The 16,454-nt window shown below is 51.2% G+C and carries 18 protein-coding genes; 10 read left to right on the top strand and 8 right to left on the bottom strand.

Annotated features, from left to right (window positions below; translation table 11 throughout):
• Positions 1–202: 202 nt before the first annotated feature.
• The 8 genes from osmE (at position 203) to cedA (ending at position 6,431) form a co-directional block, all read left to right on the top strand.
• Positions 203–544 (top strand): osmotically-inducible lipoprotein OsmE, encoded by a 342-nt coding sequence (osmE, locus tag KCR01S_RS20440; RefSeq protein ID WP_061284848.1) that lies wholly within the window; start codon positions 203–205, stop codon positions 542–544.
• Between the two features lie 285 nt (positions 545–829).
• Entirely contained in the window at positions 830–1,150 is a 321-nt protein-coding gene (locus KCR01S_RS20445; RefSeq protein ID WP_052281685.1) for a PTS sugar transporter subunit IIB, read from the top strand.
• Positions 1,151–1,230: 80 nt separating this feature from the next.
• A complete protein-coding gene (gene chbC, locus KCR01S_RS20450) occupies positions 1,231–2,589 on the top strand; it encodes a PTS N,N'-diacetylchitobiose transporter subunit IIC (protein WP_061284849.1) in 1,359 nt (452 codons plus the stop codon).
• A 54-nt stretch (positions 2,590–2,643) separates the two neighbouring features.
• Positions 2,644–2,991, top strand: coding sequence for a PTS N,N'-diacetylchitobiose transporter subunit IIA (gene chbA, locus KCR01S_RS20455; RefSeq protein ID WP_061284850.1), 348 nt, complete (start codon positions 2,644–2,646; stop codon positions 2,989–2,991).
• Between the two features lie 25 nt (positions 2,992–3,016).
• Complete coding sequence (gene chbR / locus KCR01S_RS20460) at positions 3,017–3,841, top strand: transcriptional regulator ChbR (RefSeq protein WP_146751556.1); 825 nt, start codon at positions 3,017–3,019, stop codon at positions 3,839–3,841.
• Positions 3,842–3,946: 105 nt separating this feature from the next.
• Positions 3,947–5,293 (top strand): 6-phospho-beta-glucosidase, encoded by a 1,347-nt coding sequence (locus KCR01S_RS20465; RefSeq protein ID WP_061284852.1) that lies wholly within the window; start codon positions 3,947–3,949, stop codon positions 5,291–5,293.
• A gap of 11 nt (positions 5,294–5,304) precedes the next feature.
• The gene (gene chbG, locus KCR01S_RS20470; protein WP_061284853.1) at positions 5,305–6,060 is read left to right on the top strand and encodes a chitin disaccharide deacetylase; all 756 of its coding nucleotides are present in this window, start codon (positions 5,305–5,307) and stop codon (positions 6,058–6,060) included.
• 131 nt (positions 6,061–6,191) lie between these two features.
• A complete protein-coding gene (gene cedA / locus KCR01S_RS20475) occupies positions 6,192–6,431 on the top strand; it encodes a cell division activator CedA (RefSeq protein ID WP_061284854.1) in 240 nt (79 codons plus the stop codon).
• A 97-nt stretch (positions 6,432–6,528) separates the two neighbouring features.
• Here the strand turns inward: cedA and KCR01S_RS20480 are convergent, their stop codons facing one another.
• The 4 genes from KCR01S_RS20480 to hxpB all read right to left on the bottom strand — a co-directional run bounded on the left by KCR01S_RS20480 (position 6,529) and on the right by hxpB (position 10,360).
• Complete coding sequence (locus KCR01S_RS20480; protein WP_061284855.1) at positions 6,529–7,920, bottom strand: L-cystine transporter; 1,392 nt, start codon at positions 7,918–7,920, stop codon at positions 6,529–6,531.
• A 178-nt stretch (positions 7,921–8,098) separates the two neighbouring features.
• Positions 8,099–8,689 carry a metal-dependent hydrolase gene (locus KCR01S_RS20485; RefSeq protein ID WP_061284865.1) on the bottom strand — a complete coding sequence of 197 codons (591 nt, stop codon included), beginning with the start codon at positions 8,687–8,689 and terminating at the stop codon, positions 8,099–8,101.
• 89 nt (positions 8,690–8,778) lie between these two features.
• The gene (gene kduD, locus KCR01S_RS20490; protein ID WP_061284856.1) at positions 8,779–9,540 is read right to left on the bottom strand and encodes a 2-dehydro-3-deoxy-D-gluconate 5-dehydrogenase KduD; all 762 of its coding nucleotides are present in this window, start codon (positions 9,538–9,540) and stop codon (positions 8,779–8,781) included.
• Between the two features lie 151 nt (positions 9,541–9,691).
• Positions 9,692–10,360, bottom strand: a complete 669-nt coding sequence (gene hxpB, locus KCR01S_RS20495) for a hexitol phosphatase HxpB (RefSeq protein WP_061284857.1) — start codon at positions 10,358–10,360, stop codon at positions 9,692–9,694.
• Positions 10,361–10,493: 133 nt separating this feature from the next.
• On the opposite strand from hxpB, the gene KCR01S_RS20500 reads away from it, so the two are divergent.
• Positions 10,494–11,030: a YniB family protein gene (locus KCR01S_RS20500; protein WP_061284858.1), complete on the top strand. Its 537-nt coding sequence runs from the start codon at positions 10,494–10,496 to the stop codon at positions 11,028–11,030.
• Positions 11,031–11,062: 32 nt separating this feature from the next.
• Here the strand turns inward: KCR01S_RS20500 and yciA are convergent, their stop codons facing one another.
• Genes yciA through KCR01S_RS20515 form a run of 3 tightly spaced genes read right to left on the bottom strand, consistent with a single transcriptional unit; the run spans position 11,063 to position 12,806 of the window.
• Positions 11,063–11,461, bottom strand: coding sequence for an acyl-CoA thioester hydrolase YciA (yciA, locus tag KCR01S_RS20505; protein WP_061284859.1), 399 nt, complete (start codon positions 11,459–11,461; stop codon positions 11,063–11,065).
• A 15-nt stretch (positions 11,462–11,476) separates the two neighbouring features.
• Positions 11,477–12,016, bottom strand: coding sequence for a septation protein A (locus KCR01S_RS20510; protein ID WP_052281672.1), 540 nt, complete (start codon positions 12,014–12,016; stop codon positions 11,477–11,479).
• A gap of 46 nt (positions 12,017–12,062) precedes the next feature.
• Complete coding sequence (locus KCR01S_RS20515) at positions 12,063–12,806, bottom strand: YciC family protein (protein WP_061284860.1); 744 nt, start codon at positions 12,804–12,806, stop codon at positions 12,063–12,065.
• Positions 12,807–13,186: 380 nt separating this feature from the next.
• On the opposite strand from KCR01S_RS20515, the gene ompW reads away from it, so the two are divergent.
• Positions 13,187–13,822, top strand: coding sequence for an outer membrane protein OmpW (ompW, locus tag KCR01S_RS20520; protein ID WP_061284861.1), 636 nt, complete (start codon positions 13,187–13,189; stop codon positions 13,820–13,822).
• 165 nt (positions 13,823–13,987) lie between these two features.
• Here ompW and KCR01S_RS20525 read toward each other — a convergent pair whose 3' ends face one another.
• On the bottom strand, positions 13,988–15,964 hold the full coding sequence (locus tag KCR01S_RS20525; protein ID WP_061284862.1) for an alkyl/aryl-sulfatase: 1,977 nt from the start codon (positions 15,962–15,964) through the stop codon (positions 13,988–13,990).
• Positions 15,965–16,454 lie beyond the last annotated feature (490 nt).

Below are 16,454 nucleotides of genomic sequence, written 5' to 3' on the forward strand. Positions count from 1 at the left end.
TGTGAGCCAAGCTGTGCCGATAACCCATTAGAACAATGTGTTAAAGCTACCTCTTTGACGGTAAAACGACAAGGATCACAGTTTTGACTGATGTAAATTAATCCGAATATTCCATGACCCGGTGTTGATTCAGACGTATTGGTTGATAAATAGCATGTTTTATTCCAGGCTTAAGACACTTCATAAAAAAGGAGAAAGGAAGATGAATAAGAATTTTGTCGGTATCCTGGGCGCCGCTGCTGTAATGGCCCTGCTGGCGGGTTGTACCGCATACGATCGCACGGCAGACCAGTTCACTCAGCCGGTGGTGAAAGACGTGAAGAAAGGGATGAGCCGAACCCAGGTTCAGCAGATTGCGGGTAAACCATCATCTGAAGTTTCAATGATCCACGCACGTGGTACCTGCCAGACCTATATATTGGGTCAACGAGATGGTAAAGCGGAAACCTACTTTGTGGCCTTAGACGATACCGGCCATGTGATCAACTCCGGCTACCAAACTTGTGCGCAATACGACACGGACCCGCAGGCAGCAAGCAAGTAATCGTGTATTCATCGGACACCTACGAAAGCCCGACCTCAGCGTCGGGCTTTTTTATGAGATATCATGCTTATTTCTTGTCGCGAATTATTTTGACCAAAGTGTGAAGGTAGTCAAAACCAGAGGTCAATGAGAGACAATTTTTGCGATGTGAGAATTATCCGTACACAATTTGTTGCCGTATACTCAAGGCATAAACAGAAGATAACTCATCTGTTACATACGAGGGTAGTGGGCACAAGGAACATCGCCCGGTGATGGCAGATTTCACAAGTTGAGGAAGCGTGAATGGAAAAGAAACATATTTATCTCTTTTGCTCTGCAGGAATGTCCACTTCATTGTTGGTATCCAAAATGCGTGCGCAGGCTGAGAAATACGAAGTACCCGTTGTCATTGAAGCATTCTCTGAAGCGTTTGCCGCAGAAAAAGGTCCTGAGGCTGACGTTATTTTACTCGGTCCACAAATCGGTTATATGTTGGGCGATATTCAAAAGATTTTACCAAACAAACCAATTGAAGTTATTGATTCAACGCTGTATGGCAAAGTAGATGGTTTAGGCGTGCTTAAAGCAGCGGTTGCTGCAATTAAAAAAGCCGCTGCGCAGTAATTTAATTATTTTTCCCGTCAAAGAGTTATTTCACATACAATCGCCGCAATATTAATTGCGGCCCTTTAAGGGTATTTTCTATGAGTAAAGTGATCGATTCGCTTGAAAAGGTACTCCTTCCTTTTGCTGTTAAAATAGGAAAGCAGCCTCACATTAACGCCATTAAAAACGGTTTTATTAAATTAATGCCATTGACCCTTGCCGGGGCCATGTTTGTATTAATTAATAACGTTTTCCTGAGCTTTGGTGAGGGCTCATTCTTCTATTCAATGGGCATTCGTCTGGATGCATCCACCATTGCAACATTAGACAGCTTTAAAGCCATCGGCGGTAACGTTTATAACGGTACCCTGGGCATTATGTCGCTGATGGCACCTTTCTTTATAGGTTCAGCTTTAGCAGAAGAGCGCAAAGTTGACCCGATGGCAGCAGGCCTGCTGGCGGTAGCGGCATTCATGACCGTCACCCCATACAGCGTCGGCGATGCGTATGCGGTAGGCGCTAACTGGCTGGGTGGTCAGAACATCATCTCCGGTATGATTATCGGTCTGGTGGTCGCTGAGCTGTTCACCTTCGTTATCCGTCGCAACTGGGTGATTACGCTGCCAGATAGCGTGCCATCTTCCGTCGCACGTTCATTCTCGGCGCTGATTCCAGGCTTCCTGATCCTCTCCATCTTCGGGATTATCTCCTGGATGCTGGCCTCCTACGGCAGCAACTTCCACCAGATCATCATGGACTCCATCTCCAAGCCGCTGGCGGCAATGGGCGGGGTCGTAGGCTGGGCGTATGTGGTCTTCAACTCCCTGCTGTGGTTCTTCGGTGTTCACGGTTCTCTGGCGCTGACTGCGCTTGATAACGGCATCATGACTCCATGGGCGCTGGAAAACATCGCACTGTACAACCAGTATGGTTCCGTTGATGCCGCTATCGCTGCAGGCCAGCAGTTCCACTTCTGGGCGAAACCAATGCTGGATTCCTACATCCTGCTGGGTGGTTCCGGTGCAACGTTGGGTCTGATTATCGCTATCTTTATCGCTTCTCGCCGTGCTGACCATCGTCAGGTTGCGAAACTGGCGCTGCCATCAGGCATCTTCCAGATTAACGAACCGATTCTGTTTGGTCTGCCAATCATCATGAACCCGGTTATGTTCATTCCGTTTGTGCTGGTACAGCCGATTCTGGCCGCTATCACTCTCGCTGCCTACTCAATGGGCATCATTCCACCGGTCACTAACCTGGCGCCGTGGACTATGCCAACCGGCCTGGGGGCGTTCTTCAACAGTAACGGTAGCATCGCAGCCCTGTTCGTCGCACTGTTCAACCTTTGTGTTGCCACGATGGTTTACATTCCATTCGTGATGATTTCGAACAAAGCGCAGCAGACCATTGAAGAAGAAGAAAGCGAAGAAGACATCGCAGCAGCACTGAAATTCTAATGCCAATGCGGTATGGAGCCTGTCTCCATACCGCCCTCACAAAAGGGAATAGATATGTTTGATTTGGATAATGTGGTTGCTGAGGACGTGCAGGAAAACGATCTCGAAGAAGTGGTAATGGGCCTGATTATTAACTCTGGACAGGCGCGTAGCTTGGCTTATGCCGCGCTGAAGCAGGCAAAACAGGGTGATTTTGAAGCGGCAAAAGCCACGATGGACCAGTCCCGCATTGCGCTGAGCGAAGCGCATCGCGTGCAGACACAGCTCATTGAGAGCGATGAAGGTGAAGGACGTATGAAGGTGAGCCTGGTGCTGGTTCATGCGCAGGATCATCTAATGACATCAATGTTGGCCCGCGAACTCGTTGCTGAATTGATCGAACTTCACGAGAAGGTACAATAGGCTTTTCCCTATGAGGCAACCAAAGATGATCAGCATGGAAATCAACACCGCCAGAGAACAACAGCTCTTCAACGGTAAGAATTTTCATGTCTTCATCTACAACAAAACGGAAAGCATCAGTGGGTTGCATCAGCATGACTACTACGAGTTCACTATCGTACTGACCGGGCGCTACTATCAGGTGATAAACGGCAAACGGGTGATGCTGGAGCGCGGAGATTTTGTCTTCATCCCTATGGGTTCACACCACCAGAGCTTCTACGAGTTCGGTGCCACGCGAATCCTTAACGTTGGGATCAGTAAAGATTTCTTCGATACTCACTATCAGGCGCTGGTGCCGTTCGCTCTGGTTGCTTCGCAAGTCTATTCGATTAAAAGCACGTTTCTTAGCTACATTGAATCGGTTATTGCATCACTTCACTTCCGCGAAACGGAATTTGACGAATTTATTGAACTGGTTTCCTTCTATGTGATTAATCGCCTGCGACATCACCGAGAAGAACAGGCGCAGGATGTTACGCCGCAGTGGTTAAAATCCACCGTTGAAGCCATGCACGATAAATTAAAATTTGGTGAAGGGGCGTTGGATAATATGGTCGAGTTATCCGGGAAGACCCAGGAATATTTAACTCGGGCGACCCAGCGCTACTATGGCAAAACGCCAATGCAGATTATTAACGATATCCGTATTAACTTTGCGAAGAAACAGCTGGAAATAACCAATTACTCGGTAACCGATATTGCGTATGAGTCAGGCTATAGCAGCCCAAGTTTGTTTATCAAAACATTCAAAAAGCTGACTTCATTTACGCCAAGCAATTATCGTAAGAAGTTAACGGTTATCAACTAACGCGCTGCGATATTATTTCGTAGAACTGTGATAAAGAATTTAGCTCACCGCATATTATGCGGAGAGTAAGCCACGTTTAGCTTGTGGATCTCTAGGGAGAAAGATATGAGCCAGAAATTAAAAGTCGTTACTATTGGTGGTGGTAGCAGCTATACGCCGGAATTACTGGAAGGTTTTCTCAAACGCTATCACGAACTGCCGGTCACCGAATTGTGGCTGGTTGACGTTGAAGACGGCCAGGAGAAGCTGGATATCATCCACGATCTTTGCCAACGCATGGTAGAAAAAGCCGGCGTACCGATGAAGGTCTACAAAACCCTTAACCGCCGTGAAGCCCTGCAGGGCGCAGACTTTGTGACCACCCAGCTGCGCGTCGGCCAGCTCAAGGCCCGTGAAAAAGACGAACGTATCCCATTGAGCCATGGTTATCTGGGTCAGGAAACCAACGGTGCGGGCGGCCTGTTTAAAGGTCTGCGTACCATTCCGGTTATTTTCGACATCATTAAAGATGTACAGGAAGTATGTCCTGACGCGTGGGTTATCAACTTTACTAACCCAGCCGGCATGGTGACCGAAGCGGTTTACCGTCACACCAACTTCAAGCGTTTTATTGGCGTCTGTAATATCCCAATCGGGATGAAAATGTTCATCACCGATGTGCTGCGCCTGAGCGAAACGGACGACCTGTCTATCGACCTGTTCGGTCTTAACCACATGGTCTTTATCCGCGATGTGCTGGTAAATGGTGAGTCTCGCTTTGCTGAACTGTTGGATGGCGTAGCGTCCGGCACGCTGTCGGCGAATACCGTGAAAAACATCTTCGACATGCCGTTCAGCGAAGGGCTTATTCGCTCTCTGAACCTGTTGCCATGCTCTTACCTGCTTTACTACTTCAAGCAAAAAGAGATGCTGGCTATCGAGATGGGCGAGTACTACAAAGGCGGCGCACGTGCGCAGGTGGTGCAGAAAGTGGAGAAACAACTCTTCGAACTGTACAAAAATCCGGATCTGAACGTGAAGCCGAAAGAGCTGGAGCAGCGCGGTGGGGCGTACTACTCCGATGCGGCCTGCGAAGTCATCAACGCTATCTATAACGATAAGCAGACTGAGCACTACGTCAACATTCCACACCATGGGCATATCGATAACATTCCGGCGGACTGGTCTATTGAAGTGACCTCAATCCTCGGTCGCGATGGTGCGAAACCCCATCCGCGCGTCACGCATTTCGATGAGAAGGTGCTGGGTCTTATCCACACCATCAAAGGTTTTGAAATTGCAGCAAGCCATGCGGCGTTGAGCGGTGAGTTTAACGATGTGCTGCTGGCGCTGAACTTAAGCCCACTTATCCACTCTGATAAAGATGCAGAGATTCTGGCGCGCGAACTGATTCTGGCCCATGAAAAGTGGTTGCCGAATTTTGCCGCCACCGTGGAGAAGCTGAAAAAGTGACAGGAGGCATCATGGAGCGTTTGTTGATCGTTAATGCCGATGATTTTGGCCTAAGCAAAGGACAAAACTACGGGATTCTCGATGCCTGCAAAAATGGACTTGTAACCTCAACGACCGCGCTGGTCAACGGCGCGGCTATTGACCACGCGGCCTATATAAGCCGCCGTACGCCGGAGCTGGCCGTTGGCATGCACTTTGTGTTGACGCTGGGCGAGCCGTTGTCGCCAATGCCGGGGCTGACCCGTGAGGGGAAACTCGGCAAGTGGATCTGGCAGGTGGCGGAAGACGATGCGCTGCCGATGGATGAGATTGCCCATGAGCTGGAGTGTCAGTACAACCGTTTTGTCGAGTTGTTTGATGCCGAGCCTACGCACTTTGACAGCCATCATCATGTGCATATGATCCCGCAGATTTTCCCGCTGGTGGCGGAGTTTGCGAAATCTAAGGGTATTGCGATGCGCATTGACCGCTCTATTCCGTATCCTTTTGCGATTCCGGAAGGGCTGCGCAGCAGCGAGGGTTTCAGCAGTGAATTTTATGGCGACGCCATCTCTGACGCGCTGTTCCTGCAAACCCTCGACAGCTCTGCGGCACGCGGTGAACAGTCCGTAGAAGTCATGTGCCACCCGGCGTTCGTGGATAACACAATTATGGGCAGCGCCTATTGCTACCCACGCCTGGCGGAGCTTGATGTCCTGACCTCGGCATCGCTGAAATATGCGATTGCGGAAAGAGGTTATCGTCTCGGGACTTACCGCGACGTGTAAGAAATTAACCCCCTCAACCCTTGCCCGGCAGCGATCCTGCCGGGCTTTTTTGTGTATGACGTGCGCCCGCGAATCCTGCTATCATAAGACTTTCCTGCTTTTGCCATTAATGATTGTGAATTTAACTGCTTATGAAACCGCTTCGCCAACAAAATCGGCAGATTATCAGCTATGTACCGCGCTCCGAACCTGCACCACCCGACCACGCCGTCAAGGTAGAGGGGTTTCGGGACGTCTGGTTACTGCGTGGGAAATATGTGGCATTTGTGCTGATGGGCAGCGCTTTTCAACGTTCGCAGGCGTTCAGCATTCCTGAATCGGCCCAACGCTGGGCGGTGCAAATACGGCAGGATGGGGAAATTAATGCGTAGCGAAATACGCTGACCGGATATAAAAAAACCGCTGATTTGCATCAGCGGTTTTTTTTGGTCTTACCGGCCGGCAGGAATGGCTCTGCCGGCAGATTGATTAGCGATGCGCCAGTTCCGCGTCTTCTTCGCTATTGAGGATCTCTTTGTCAGTCTGACGCAGCCACTGACTGGTAAGCGTACCGGCAGTCATTGAGCCGCTGACGTTCAGTGCGGTACGGCCCATGTCGATCAAAGGCTCAACGGAAATCAGCAGCGCAACCAGCGTCACCGGTAGCCCCATGGCTGGCAGGACAATCAGTGCAGCGAATGTTGCTCCGCCACCGACACCGGCAACGCCTGCGGAGCTGACGGTAACCATACCCACGAGCGTAGCAATCCACAGCGGATCCAGCGGGTTAATTCCCACGGTAGGCGCAACCATCACTGCCAGCATTGCTGGGTAGAGGCCGGCACAGCCGTTCTGGCCAATCGTTGCCCCAAAGGACGCGGAGAAGCTGGCGATAGATTCTGGTACGCCAAGGCGACGGGTCTGCGCTTCCACGTTCAGCGGGATAGACGCCGCGCTGGAACGACTGGTGAACGCAAAGGTCAGCACCGGCCAGACTTTACGGAAGTATTTCAGTGGGCTCACGCCGTTTACGCCCAGCAGGATACCGTGCACAACGAACATGATCAGCAGACCGAGGTAGGAAGCGACAACGAAGCTGCCCAGCTTGATGATGTCCTGCAGGTTAGAGCCGGCAACCACTTTGGTCATCAGCGCAAGGACACCGTACGGAGTCAACTGCATTACCAGACGAACCAATTTCATCACCCAGCCTTGCAGCGTGTCGATAGCGGTCAGCACGCGCTGGCCTTTCGGCGCATCGTCTTTCAGCAGCTTCAGCGCGGCGACGCCAAGGAAAGCGGCGAAGATAACTACACTGATGATTGATGTCGGGTTAGCGCCAGTCAGGTCAGCAAACGGGTTTTTCGGCACGAAGGAGAGCAGCAGTTGAGGAACGCTCAGGTCAGCCACTTTACCGGCGTAGGTGCTTTGGATTGCATTCAGACGGGCGGTTTCCGCCGTGCCCTGAACCAGACCTTCAGCGGTCAGACCAAACAGGTTGGTCACCAGTACGCCAACCAGCGCGGCAATCAGCGTCGTGAACAGCAGCGTACCGATAGTCAGAATGCTGATTTTGCCCAGCTGAGAAGCATTATGCAGACGGGCAACCGCGCTCAAAATAGAGGCGAAGACCAGCGGCATGACGATCATTTGCAGCAGTTGTACATAGCCGTTACCAACGACGTTAAACCACTGAATGGAATCTTTAAGTACTGGGTTATCAGAACCGTAGATCAGCTGAAGCGCAAGCCCGAAGACCACACCCATCACCAGACCGACCAGTACTTTTTTGGCCAGACTCCACTGCTTGTGGCGAGTCTGCGCCAGCGCAAACAGCAATACGACGAACACGATAATGTTCGCGACTAGTGGAAAGTTCATCCCCATTCTCCTGAAGTATTATCCACACCGTCCGGCGCCAACTTAGGGCGCTGCGGTGTGTGTTTTTTTAGGACAAACCCGAAAGGATTTGCCTGGATGTGAGAAGGGTAACAGAACTGGAATAACACGCTTATATCCAAATGGAATTGATTATATCAAAACGGTGTTTTGTGACTGATTATTGCTCAGCTCGTCGATGGATGAAGCGGTTAAAGTCGGTCTGTAGCATATTGATCATCGAGGACGACCAGCGCACGGCGCTATTCTCCGGCAGCGACTGCGGCATAAAAACGGCGTAGGCGAACAGCGCCATACACAGCACGCGCTCAAGCTGGTTACCTTTACGTGGGGCGAGAATTGGGAAGCGGAAACGCCAGCGGCACGGCCACAGTAAAGGGACGCCTGCGGGAGTCAGCATATCCGCCAGAATATGGCTCAGATAGCCGAGCACCATGCCTTGCACCGCGTCGGCGGGAACAATCCAGCTGTCAGGGACTTTCAGGTAAAACAGGGTCAGGGCAGCAAACACCGCCAGCAGGCTGTGAGTGAACCCCCGGTGGCCAAACATTCGGGCAATGGGTTTTGATAGCCAACTGAGCCGCTGGCCGAGAAATGAGCGCGGGTGGTCAATATCCGGCAGCAGACAGGTCAATATCGCCGATGGCACGATGTGCCACCAGTCACCTTGCGCCAGTACAGGCGTAAGTTCGGCATTTTTAGCAAACACCGCACAGGCGATGGAAAAGAGCAGATGACCTTCCGCCGTCATGATAAAACCCATTGTTCTGTAAATTCATACAGTATAGGGTTTTTATACAGTAGGCGGAAGAGGTTACAGTGTAACTCTTTGTCAAAATTTTAACGTGCTAACCAACCGCCGTCGACGGCTACGGTGTAGCCATTGATATAGTCAGATGCCGGCGAGGCGAGAAACACCACCGGGCCTTTGAGGTCTTCCGGTGTGCCCCAGCGCGCGGCAGGGATGCGGTCGAGGATCTCTTTGCTACGTTCGGCGTCGTCGCGCAGCTGCTGGGTGTTATTGGTGGCCATGTAGCCGGGAGCAATGGCGTTCACATTGATGTGATGCGCTGCCCATTCGTTAGCCAGCAGGCGGGTAATACCTAAGACGCCGCTTTTCGAGGCGGTGTAGGATGGCACACGAATCCCGCCCTGGAAAGAGAGCATCGAGGCAATATTAATAATTTTACCGCCGCTGCCCTGAGCCAGAAACTGTTTCGCTACCGCCTGTGAGAGAAAGAACACCGACTTCAGATTCAGGTTCATCACCTCATCCCAGTCTTTTTCGCTAAAGTTCAGCGCATCTTCACGGCGAATGGTTCCGGCGTTGTTCACCAGAATATCAATACGGCCGGCAGCAGCAAGCGCTGCGGGAACAATATCGGCGATGCTCTCCGGTCGGCTGAGATCGGCCTGAATGGCGTATAAACGTCGCCCCAGCGCCTGTACTTTTTGCGCGGTTTCCTGCGGCACGCTGCGGCTGACGCTGACGATATCGCAGCCGGCTTCCGCCAGCCCTAAAGCCATACCCTGGCCCAAACCCTTATCGCACCCGGTGACGAGCGCAACTTTACCTTGCAGATTGAAAGCATTCAGAATCATGTCGACCCCTGTATATGATTTTTATCGTTATCAGATGACTACAGGGCAAAGCATAGAAGGGGGAAAAGGAAAATTCAAACAAATATAAAACAGCGTTTCATTTTTATGATGGGGTTGGCATTTGCGGGCACGCGATGTGCCCGCAACACGATTAGCCGAGCAGATTTTCGCGGGTCAGGGACACAAGCGATGGCAGCTTGACGTCGGCGAGGCTAAAGCGGGGATCGTTCTGGCTTTCGGCGGCGGGAACGACGATGGAACGCATGCGCGCCGCTTTGCTGGCGATCATCCCGTTGACGGAATCTTCCAGCGCTACGCAGCACAGCGGGTCAACCCCCAGCGCGGCTGCGCAGTTGAGGTAGACCAGCGGATGCGGCTTGCTGTAGTCCAGTTTATCGGCGGAGGCCAGCGCATCAAACTGATCGCGCAGCTCAAACATGGTGAGCACTTTTTCCAGCATATACAGCGGTGATGCTGAGGCGAGGCCAACCTTGAGACCTTGTGCTTTGCACAGTGCCACCGCTTCACGTACGCCGGGCAGCAGGGGGCGGGTTTCTTCGACCTGCGCAATCACGTAGTCAATAATGCGTTGAACGACGGTTGCCTGGTCCGGGCCGCTCCACGGCTGATGAGCAAACCACAGTTCCACCACCAGGTCGATGCGTAAACCACGCGTGTCGGGAAGTTCGTGGCGACGGGTAAAATCGACGCCCACCTCGCCCAGGACTTTATGTTCGGCACGATCCCACAATGGCTCGGAATCGATCAGTAATCCATCCATGTCAAAAATGGCGGCTTGTATTTGGCGCTCGGCGGACATAACTACCTCTCCTTTAGGATAACGAATGCAGGGGAATGGTATATCATATCGCGCGTAAAGTCGGGCGAAAGTCGTCATCAGCAGATAGACTGAGGCAAAGCCCTGAACAAAAGCGTCAAAACAAGGGGAACCCATGACGTATCAACAAGCTGGACGCATTGCTATTCTCAAACGTATCGCCGGGTGGATTATCTTTATCCCTGCGCTGATTTCTACACTGATTTCAGTGCTGAAGTTCATGTATGAACACAGTGCAAAACAGCCGGGCATCGATGCCGTGATGATGGATTTTGTTCACGTGATGGTGGACATGATGCGTTTCAACACCCCGTTCCTGAACCTGTTCTGGTATAACTCGCCGCAGCCGGATTTCCACAATGGGCTCAATATCCTGTTCTGGATTATCTTTGCCCTGATTTTTGTCGCCCTGGCGCTACAGGATTCCGGTGCACGTATGGCGCGTCAGGCCAAACATTTGCGCGAAGGGGTGGAAGATCAGCTGATTCTGGAGAAAGCGAAGGGCGCTGAGGGGCTGAGCCGTGAAGCGCTGGAAGCGCGTGTTGAAGTTCCGCGGCATACTATTTTTGTGCAATTTTTCCCGCTTTACGTGCTGCCGATTATCGTGATTGTTATCGGCTATTTTGTTCTGAAAGTCCTTGGTTTCCTCTAAAAGCAGCAAGCCCGGCATGGCCGGGCTTGTGATTATTCGACGGGAATTGCGCGAGGTTTTCCCTGAGGGTCCACCGCAACGTAGATAAATAACGCCTCGGTGGCTTTGTAGCGCTGGCCGATAGGCTCTGACGACACCTTCTTGACCCACACTTCAATATTGACCGTCACGGAGGTATTGCCGCGCTTAACGCAACGGGCGTAGCAACACACCACATCACCCACCGCGACGGGGCGCAGAAAGGTCATGCCGTCGACGCGAACGGTTACAACCCGTCCATGCGCCACTTCTTTTGCCAGTATGGCGCCACCAATATCCATTTGCGACATAAGCCAACCGCCGAAAATATCACCGTTGGCGTTGGTATCCGCGGGCATGGCTAAGGTGCGTAATACCAGCTCACCCTGAGGAGCGTCATTTTGCTGTGTCATTCTTGTTCTCTGTGCTTACTTGTTTTCGTCTTGCGGCATGTGGCGATAGATGTAAACCCCGCTCAATACGGTGAATACCAGCGTCAGCGCCGTCAGGCCAAACACCTTAAAGTTTACCCAAATGTTTTGCGGTAGCCAGAAGGCGATATAAATATTTGCCAGGCCACAGAGAATGAAGAAAATCGCCCACGCCACGTTCAGCTTTGACCAAACGGCTTCGGGCAGCGTGATCTCTTTGCCCAGCATGCGCTGGATCAGCGGCTTTTTCATCACCCACTGGCTCACCAACAGCGCGCCGGCAAACAGCGCATAAATCACGGTGACTTTCCACTTGATAAACTCATCATTGTGGAAGAACAGGGTCAGCCCGCCAAATACGGCCACCAGAACAAAGGTGATAAGCGCCATCTTTTCGACTTTGCGATAGCGTACCCAGCTGTAAATCAGTACCACGGCGGTAGCGACGATCAGCGCCGAGGTTGCCGCATAGATGTCATAAATCTTATAAAACGCGAAGAAGACAACCAGCGGTAAAAAGTCCAGAAACTGCTTCATACTTCGATTCCGTAGTTCAGCGCTGCCCGTTATGGGCAGCTTCAGATTAGTTGCGAATAAGCATATAGACGCGGAACAAATAGACCAGCAGCAGGGCTGAAATCAGGTTGCTCAGCGTATTCACTACCACCGCACCCAGATACGGTGTCAGCACGGCAAAGCTGGATGCAAACAGCAGCAGCAGCGTTTTGGCCAGCATCCAGCCGACAACCGCAGGGGCGATAATACGCATATTTGCCCAGCCCAGGCGCGTACTATTGCGCATGGCTGCGAAAACGCCCAGCTTATCCTGCACCATCATCACCGGCGCGAAGGCCAGAACGATAGCCAGCAGAATACCCGGAACCACAATCAACATCACGCCCATCTGGATCAGGAAGGTGCTGATAAAGATCAAAAGCAGCAGTTTCGGTAGAACCGGCGCGCTGGCGCCAATCGCGCGTAGCGCGCTGACCGGGTGCCCTGCGGAGATCAGCTGAATCATCAGCAAAATGCCGCCGGCCAGAATCGCATTGCCAATAAGCCCTGCAAAAGTGGATGCCGCAGAAGACTGCAGCAGGATTTGCTGCTGCTCTGGGGTCATGTTCTGCACCAGATCGAACAGGCCGGTGCTTCCGGTCAGATGATCGCCAACCGTCAGCGTAGCAAGTTGCTCATCGCTGGGGGAAAAGGCATGGCCGAGCACCACCGTGATAAATGAACAGAGCAATGAAATCAGTAAGATGGTGACAAACTGATTCCGAAAAAAATTACCCGTGTCACGGTATACAGACTGCGCCGTGATAGACATGCACTCTCCTTGAGTATTGCAGGTGTTAATTAGCCGGCAATTGTACCGCAAATCGCGCGAACGTAGCACTCTCTGCGCCAGCCCCGCTAAGTATATCTTTGTAAAGAAAAAGCCGTATTGGCGGCGTTATGAACAGCCTGGACAAACCGGCAGCAGCGTAGATGCGGAGAATGTCGGCTGTTTTTTCGCAATAAGCTCAAATTATCTGCTAATTACAAATATTGATTTAGGCATTAATCACGCGGCGTGAGTAAACGGCAAAAATTAATCTGGATCAATAAATGTTAAATCTCATGACTTAGTGTGATCCGTGACGGATCAAAAGTAACTCGTTATGGGTATATTTGCCGCGCTAGAAAAACCATAATGAGGAAGTGGATATGAAAAAGTTAGCAGTGGTTGCGCTTGCGTTAAGCACCTTGTCGGGCAGCGTCTGGGCGCATGAGGCAGGGGAGTTCTTCATTCGTGCGGGGTCAGCGACGGTTCGTCCAACGGAAGGGTCTGATAACGTACTGGGTAGCCTCGGTAGTTTTAACGTCAGCAACAATACGCAGCTGGGTTTAACCTTTACCTATATGGCGACCGACAACATCGGGATTGAGCTGTTAGCCGCCAGCCCGTTCCGTCATAAAGTGGGCACTGGGCCAACCGGTGATATTGCGACCGTACATCAATTACCACCGACGCTGATGGCGCAATGGTACTTTGGCGACGCGCAGAGTAAGTTCCGTCCTTACATTGGTGCGGGTATCAACTACACCACCTTCTTTGACAGCGACTTCAATGATAACGGTAAAGCGGCAGGGTTATCCGATCTGAGCCTCGACGACTCCTGGGGTGCCGCGGGTCAAGTGGGGCTCGACTATTTGATTAACCGCGATTGGTTGTTGAACGCATCGGTGTGGTACATGGATATCGATACCAACGTCAAATTTAAAGCCGGTGGCGTGAATCAGAACGTGAGCACGCGTCTGGATCCGTGGGTATTTATGTTCTCAGCGGGCTATCGTTTCTGATTTTGTCTGTAAAACGGGTTATCACTGGCCCGTTTCTTTGACCTTTGCCCCTCAACGCTGAGGGCATTACGTTTTTCCAGCCCATCACGGCGGTCGTTTCTTCCGGCGAAGGTCGTTATACGCAAAAAAAGCTGCCCGTGGGCAGCTTTTTTCATGTCGCAGAAATTACGGTGTGACAATATTGAACCAGAATTCAAATTTATCCATGTAACCGAGCATCTCTTCAAGCTTCGCGCCATTGCCGGCAACCTTCACTTCTCCTTTATCCTCAGCCTGTTTGAGCGTCTCTTCTTTCAGGATGATTTTGTTCAGGGTCGCACGGTCCAGCGTAATGGTCGCATCGGCATCTTTCGCTTCTGCATCGGCAGTATGGTTCAACACGCCATTTTCCAGCTCCAGCTTGTATTTACCGCCGTCGTTTCCGAGATCGATATTAAATACCGCTTTCGCTGTGCCTGCTTTCTGCCCGTTAATGTGGACGGCCAGATAATCAAAGAACATTTCCGGCGTCATTGCCCGCACGGTATCCGGGCTTGCGGTGTTCGGCGTTGGCCCCTTCACTACGCCATTACGCAGTTCCTGCGCACCGGTCAGGTAGAAGTTACGCCATGGGCCTGATTCCGCCTGATAACCCAGCTGTTCCAGCGCATCGGCTTCCAGGTTGCGAGCATCCTGGTTTTTCGGATCGGCAAAGACAATCTTGCTGACCACCTGAGCCACCCAGCGGTAGTTACCCTGGGCAAAGTCCTCTTTGGCCTTCTTCATGATGGCATCCGCGCCACCCATGTAATCAACGAACTTCTTCGCGGCTTCTTCTGGCGGCAGCTCGTCAAGGGTAGCCGGGTTGCCATCGAACCAGCCGAGGTACAGCACGTAGGTCGCCTTCACGTCATGGCTGACGGAACCATAGTAACCGCGGTTAGCCCAGGTGTGCGCCAGGCTGTCCGGCAGCTTGAATTCGGCAGCAATTTCATCGCGCGTCAGGCCTTGGTTTGCCATACGCAGCGTCTGGTCGTTGATGTAACGGTAGAGGTCACGCTGGCTTTTCAGCAGGTTAACCACATTCTCGTTGCCCCAGGTCGGCCAGTGGTGCTGAGCCATGATGATTTCGGCTTTATCGCCCCAGCGAACGATGGCTTCGTTAATGTATTTAGACCATGGCAACGGTTCACGAATTTTCGCGCCGCGCAGGGAGTAGGTGTTGTGCAGGGTGTGGGTCACGTCCTCAGCAGACTCGATGAGTTTTTTCTCTTCGATGTACCACAGCATTTCGGACGGCGCTTCCGAACCCGGCGCCAGCATAAAATCATAGGTCAGGCCATCAATAACTTCTTTCTGGCCATCTTTTTCGATGATGTTCGTTGGGGCGATAAGCGTTACGGTCCCAGCAGAAGTGGTGGTCCCAAGGCCGGCACCGACCTGGCCTTTCGCATCAGGCTTCAGCAGGTTCCCGTACATATAGCTCGCGCGGCGGCTCATGACGTTACCGGCCATAATGTTTTCCGCGACAGCGGCTTCCATAAAGCCTGCTGGTGCATAAACCTTCACTTTACCGGATTTGACATCGGCTTCGTCCACGACGCCGCGGACGCCGCCATAGTGGTCAACGTGGCTGTGGGTATAAATAATCGCGACGACCGGTTTTTTTCCGCGATTTTTGAAGTACAGGTCCATCCCCACTTTGGCGGTTTCGGCAGAAACCAGTGGGTCAACCACCGTAATCCCTTCTTTACCCTCAATGATGGTCATGTTGGAGAGGTCAAGGTTACGGATCTGGTAAACACCGTCGGTAACTTCAAAAAGGCCGCTGATGTTAATCAACTGAGATTGACGCCAGAGGCTTGGGTTAACGGTAGCAGGGGCTTTTTCCCCCTCTTTAATGAAGGCGTACTGCTGCGGGTCCCAGACAACGTTTCCCTGTTCGCCTTTGATTATCTCCGTGGGCAGTGCGGCGATAAACCCTTTATGGGCATTGGTAAAATCAGTGTTGTCAGAAAAAGGCAATTGGTTATAGAGCGCATCGTTGGCTGTTTTGGTGGCGTCGGAGGCGTCTTTCGCCGAGACATCAGCATAAGCTGGCAGGATGACGGTTGTCATTAGTCCAGCCAACGCCAGGCTTTTGACAATAAGCTTTAGTTTCATTATGACCCTCGTTTATTAGTAATAAACCAATACGGCAAGCTTTCTATAACGCCTGCAAATTCTCTGTTGGCATTGATTTTTAAACATTAACCTCTTTCTTACATTTAGCAATGTTGCGGCATCAATTTCATAACTTAAATTGACATTAATTTTATTTTTGTAACATTGAAAATGAGTGCCTTTATGTATCATGTTGAATATATGGTGTTTTATTCTTATTGTGGGTTGGTGCGGTAATTTGACGAAATTAAAAAAATCGACTAGCAGCAAAATGGTCGCGTTCTTCGGTATTAATGAATGAAACAGTGAAGTGATTCAGGGAAAGTGATGAATGAATTAAACTATCAATAATCTCTAATGTGTTTTGAAAAATATAAAATTAAAAAGTCTCCCTGATGATTGATTCATTAGAGAGACTATTAGGAATGACTGTAATTATTAAGGGGAATAAGTGAGCTTAGAACTGATAGCTATAGTTTACGCTCGCAAA

Origin of the sequence: Kluyvera cryocrescens NBRC 102467 (assembly GCF_001571285.1) — a bacterium.
Classification (GTDB): domain Bacteria; phylum Pseudomonadota; class Gammaproteobacteria; order Enterobacterales; family Enterobacteriaceae; genus Kluyvera; species Kluyvera cryocrescens.